The sequence below is a fragment of the Acinetobacter sp. YH12218 genome, assembly GCF_013417925.1.
GTDB lineage: Bacteria > Pseudomonadota > Gammaproteobacteria > Pseudomonadales > Moraxellaceae > Acinetobacter > Acinetobacter amyesii.
The window spans coordinates 1-5,334 of record NZ_VPDB01000113.1 but is presented as its reverse complement, the minus strand read 5'-3'; the positions used below and the strand labels follow the sequence as shown (position 1 = coordinate 5,334).

The window sequence follows — 5,334 nt, the reverse complement described above, 5'->3', positions numbered from 1 at the left end:
GAGGATCAGAAAGCTTGTTTGAATCGATGTATTTCATCCGCAGATTATGCACGAATGCTAAGAAATCCGGAGTGCAAATATTAACCAAAAAGAAGATCGTTTTTTGATTTATGAAAGAGATCTATTATTTAATAACCCGAATCGCGGATAAGAAATTGACTTGAAAAATATGAGGACTAGAGCCATCAGTTGAGTTACCACACAAAACTCACAACTCTATCCTCATGTTTAATAGTACCGAATTATTTTGCGTAATTGATGATTTCTTTCTTAAATTTGAAGCAACTTATTGGCAATTCCTTAAGCAAAGCCATCGTTTCTCAAGAATTCGAGCGGCTCACTTGAGTCTTTCAGAAATCACCTTTATTGCTATTTGGTATAAATGCTCTCATTTCACTAATTTCAAAGCATTTTTCACATGGCTAAGGCAGGATAAAAGCTCTTTATTTAAGAGCTTACCCTGTTACCAACGGCTGATTCACCTCATTAATACGCACCAGTTGGCACTACATGCTTTACATGTAGCCTTAATGAAAGGTCAACGGAGCCAATATTTATGGATTGACTCAACCACTTTACCTGTCTGTAAAAATCAACGAATTCAACGCCATAAATCTCTAGCAGAAATTGCATCTCGTGGTAAAAGCTCGATGGGTTGGTTCTACGGCTGTAAATTACATATTATGATGAATCAACTTGGAGAAGTCGTTTGTTCAGCATTATCCAATGGACATGTGGCTGACATAAGAATGGTTGAGCATTTGGTTGAAGGCTTGGAAGCAAAGCTTTACGCGGATCGTGGTTATATCAGTCAGGATTTAAAAAACAGATTAAAAGAACAAGGTATTGATTTAATTACTTATCATCGAAAGAACATGCGGTCTGTTCAACTCTGTACATCAGATGCATATCACTTAAAACAACGTAATAAAATAGAAACGTTATTCAGCTTATTGAAAGGTCAATACAATTTGGTGACGAGTAGAGCTAGAAGTATCTCAGGCTTTTTAAGTGGTATTTACGCATCACTATGTGCATACCAATTAACTCAGCAGCATAAGCCCACAATTCAAATTATGCAGTCATTGACTTAAAAAGGATTCGGGTTAATAACAAATCGATTTTATGTTGATCATAAAAAAAGCCCTATCGGGCTGAACGAAGGGCTATAAAAGGAAAACATGAAATTAGAATGAGAGATTAAATGATTTTTTCCAGTACTGATTGTTCTTCTAGACTTAAATCATAAGCTTGCTGATACATTTGTTCCATGTGTTCACCAGCCGTACAGGGTGCATAACGGTAAATTTCACCATCTTTCACCGTTCCTGGTAAGGCATTGATTGGCGTCATGTAATTCGGTCCATAAAAAAATGGAATCGAATAGCGAGACTGACCTTTTGAAAATAAATTTCTAACACGATGTGGATTTGATTTATACAGGTCATTACTCCAACGTGGGATCAGATCGCCTAAATTGACAATAAATGTATCTTTGATCGGTGGCGCTGCAACCCATGTCCCATCTGGTAAACAAACCTCCAGTCCGCCACATTCATCTTGTGCTAAAATCGTGATGGAGCCCCAATCAGTATGTGCTCCAACGCCAAAGCTATATTCATCTGCACCGACAGGATGCGGTGGATAACAGAGCATTTTTAGGGTAATCATGGGGTCGATACAACAGTCATCAAAATAGCCTTCATCTAAAGATAAAGACAGTGCTAAGAGTTGCATAATGCGCTGTGCTAGGCCATTTAGCTGAGCTATATACTCCTGACAAAACTGTTCCATTTCAGGTACTTCAGCACTCGGCCATTGATTAATGCCATAACCCTGATATTTGGCTAAAACATAGGGATGATCTGTCGGATAATTTTTTGCACAATAGAAACCTTCCTTAATATCTGGCTTTGCGCTGTAGTCTGACTTTTGCGCTGCAAGCTGTTCAAAGCCCAAATGGCTATCATTCAAACTCTGATCATATTTAAGTTTTGTTGCCAATGGCAATGCAAAAATTTTAGCTGCCAACTCAAACTGACGTTGAATCAGCGTTGATGATATTCCATGATTTTTTACATAGAAAAAACCTGAACTGGTTGCTGCCGCTCTTAACTTTTCTACCACATCCGAGATATTGGCTGAGGAAGGCGTCAATGCCTGCGCTAAATCAATTACGGGAATACTCATAATCACTCGACCTATGTAGAGCAAGTTGCCTCTCTTGCAACTTGCAATATTTTAAAATGTATTGTTTATCAAATTCTTATTTAGGTAGTGACCCATCTACACCTTTGACATAGTAGTTCATTTTAGACAAATCGATATCCGTCAATGTTTTGCCTTTTGCGACCAGTAGACTGCCATCTTGTTTATAAATCGGTCCTGTAAATGGATGTAATGCCCCAGTACGTAATGAATCACGTACTGCAATGGCTTTGGTTTTCATCGCAGCCGTCGTTTCTAGACCAAAGTTTTCAATATTTACAGCACTTTGTTTTACGCCATACTTGATCGCCGAAGGCTTCCATGTATTTGCCGCGACTTGTTTCATCACAGGTTCATAGATTTTTTCCCAATGTAACACTGCTGCTGCAAGGTGTGCTTTCGGTCCAAATTTACTCATATCTGAGTTCCAGCCAAATGCATACACCCCTTTTTGTTGTGCGGCTTGTACTACAGCAGGCGAATCGGTATTTTGCATCAACACATCCGCTTTTTGAGCGATTAATGCCAATGCTGCTTCACGCTCTTTACCGGGGTTGAACCATGTATTGGCCCAAATTACTTTGGTTTTGACCTTCGGGTTTACACTCTGCGCGCCCAAGGTATAGGCATTGATGTTTCGAACGACTTCGGGAATTGGAAATGACGCGACTACACCAATGGTATTGGTTTTGGTTTTTTGCCCCGCAACCACACCAAGCATATACGCACCTTCATAAGTTCGAAGTTCGTACACACCTAAATTTTTTCCTTGTTTATAACCAGTTGCGTGCATAAAGACTGTTTTAGGAAATTGTTTCGCAACTTTTTCCATCGAGTTCATATAACCAAAGGATGTACCGAAAATGACTTTGTTGCCTTGTTGTGCCAAGTTACGGATAACACGCTCTGCATCGGCAGTTTCAGGTACATTTTCGATATACGTGGTTTTATATTTTCCAGCTAAAGCTTTGTCTGCCTTGATGCGCCCTTGTTCATGTGAATATGACCATCCGTGGTCACTGGTTGGACCCAAATATACAAAAGCGGCCTTTTCCGCTGCATAAGATTGACTCAAACCCAGCATACCAACTGTCGAGAAGACTAAAATCGTTTTGACCAATGCTTTTATTTTAAAACTCATTCTATTTCCCCACAGTGTTTAAAATATATTTGATGCGATACTATTTAAAATGAAGAATATATTTTAAAAATGTTATTTTGGATAAAATTAAACCCAACCACATTTAAAAAAAATATTTTTGATTATAAGTAGCATTATTTTTTTAAATAAATAATTACTTATTTATAATGCAAAGATCCTCATCACTTATCGATGTTCGCCATGCAATAAATAAGTTGCTTTAACTGTTTGGTCTATTGCTAAGTTTTTAAAGATTCTTTCTAAAAATTAGAACAGGAAAAACCATTCTTAAATAAATACATGTTTTTTATGATGAATTTATAGGCATGCAGCCTAAATATTGCTGGAAATCAGCTTTAAGTTCCTATTTTTAAAATTTCAGTGGTATGGAAATTGCTCAAAACCAGTTGCTTCCTTTGACCAAGATCTTGTTATGACTATAGTTTGGATAAAAAATCCGCTTGCGGTATTTACTGCCAATAATCAGGACGCTCGTGGTGGTGTACTGATTTCTCAAGGAAAAATTATTGAGCTAGTTGGGCTAAATGGGCTGCCCAGTCAGGCTTATGACGAAATATTTAATGCAAAAGATTTGGTTATGCTCCCAGGTCTGATCAATAGCCATCATCATTTTTACCAAACACTGACACGTGCGTGGGCACCCGTGGTCAATGCACCATTATTTCCATGGCTAAAAACTTTGTACCCAATTTGGGCCAAATTAAACCCAGAACAATTACACTTGGCGACGCAAGTGGCTTTAGCAGAATTATTACTGTCGGGATGTACCTTTGCTGCGGATCATCATTATTTATTTCCAAATCAACTGAACCGTGCCATCGATGTACAAGTCAATGCAGCACAAGACTTAGGTATACGAGTGATGCTTACTCGTGGTTCGATGAGTTTAGGTGAAGATGCCGGCGGTCTTCCTCCGCAGCATACCGTTCAGGACATGGACATCATATTAAAAGACTCTGAACGTTTGGTATCGAAATATCATCAACGGCAGGAAGACGCCATGGTGAATATTGCCCTTGCACCTTGCTCGCCTTTTTCAGTGACGCAAGACATTATGCGTGAAAGTGCCAAACTTGCAGCAGCATTGGATGTGCGTTTACACACGCATTTGGCAGAAACCATAGATGAAGAACATTTCTGTCTGCAGAACTTCGGCATGCGTACCGTCGATTATTTGGAAAGCGTGGGTTGGCTGAATGAGCGAACTTGGTTGGCACATGGCATTCATTTTAATGCCGATGAAATTCGACGCTTAGGACAAGCCAAAGTAGGCATTTGCCATTGCCCACATTCCAATATGCGCTTGGCTTCTGGTATCTGTCCAACACTCGATTTAACCCAAGCAGGAAGCAAAATTGGTTTAGGCGTAGATGGCTCAGCATCGGGTGATGCATCAAACTTACTACTAGAAGCGCGTCAGGCCATGTACTTGCAACGCTTAAAATATGGTGCAGAAAAGATCACACCTGAGCTTGCCTTAAGCTGGGCAACACATGGCTCTGCACAGCTGTTGGGGCGTGAGCAACACTTAGGGCAAATCGCTGAAGGTTTCCAAGCCGATTTTGCATTTTACCGTTTAGATGACATTCGTTTTTCAGGCTCGCATGATCCGATCGTAGCATTGCTACTCTGTGGTGCAGACCGTGCCGAACATGTCATGGTCAAAGGCGATTGGGTCGTCAAAAATCAAAACTTGGTTAATGTTGATGTCGATGAACTTCAGGCCAAACACCGCGTAGCTGCAAAAGCCTTACTTGCGGCATGATCAAAAGGACCGAAGTATTGGAGTCCTTCGGTCTAAACTTTTAATTTTGGCGATACTTTTAATGCCCAAATATTAGGGTGTGTTGACATTTACAGCCGATAAATTGAGCTAAAGAGGCAACCATATAAATATACAAGCTAAAGCAACAGCGCTTTGATAGTTACGTTTTAGCTTATCGTATCTTGTGGCAATTCCTCTA

Annotated in this window: 4 protein-coding genes and 1 pseudogene; 2 read left to right on the top strand and 3 right to left on the bottom strand. The window is 39.7% G+C overall.

Features of this window, described 5'->3' with window-relative positions; all coding sequences use genetic code 11:
* Positions 1-224: 224 nt before the first annotated feature.
* Positions 225-1,094: an IS982 family transposase gene (locus FTV03_RS16820; RefSeq protein ID WP_180042306.1), complete on the top strand. Its 870-nt coding sequence runs from the start codon at positions 225-227 to the stop codon at positions 1,092-1,094.
* A 106-nt stretch (positions 1,095-1,200) separates the two neighbouring features.
* Here FTV03_RS16820 and FTV03_RS16815 read toward each other — a convergent pair whose 3' ends face one another.
* On the bottom strand, positions 1,201-2,190 hold the full coding sequence (locus FTV03_RS16815; protein ID WP_180042304.1) for an isopenicillin N synthase family oxygenase: 990 nt from the start codon (positions 2,188-2,190) through the stop codon (positions 1,201-1,203).
* Positions 2,191-2,266: 76 nt separating this feature from the next.
* Positions 2,267-3,292: a BMP family ABC transporter substrate-binding protein gene (locus FTV03_RS16810; RefSeq protein WP_257220833.1), complete on the bottom strand. Its 1,026-nt coding sequence runs from the start codon at positions 3,290-3,292 to the stop codon at positions 2,267-2,269.
* A 490-nt stretch (positions 3,293-3,782) separates the two neighbouring features.
* Here FTV03_RS16810 and FTV03_RS16805 point away from each other — a divergent pair, with 490 nt between their 5' ends.
* Positions 3,783-5,135 carry an 8-oxoguanine deaminase gene (locus FTV03_RS16805; RefSeq protein WP_180042300.1) on the top strand — a complete coding sequence of 451 codons (1,353 nt, stop codon included), beginning with the start codon at positions 3,783-3,785 and terminating at the stop codon, positions 5,133-5,135.
* A gap of 108 nt (positions 5,136-5,243) precedes the next feature.
* Here FTV03_RS16805 and FTV03_RS16800 read toward each other — a convergent pair.
* Positions 5,244-5,334: pseudogene (locus FTV03_RS16800) on the bottom strand (IS5/IS1182 family transposase); the annotation flags it as partial.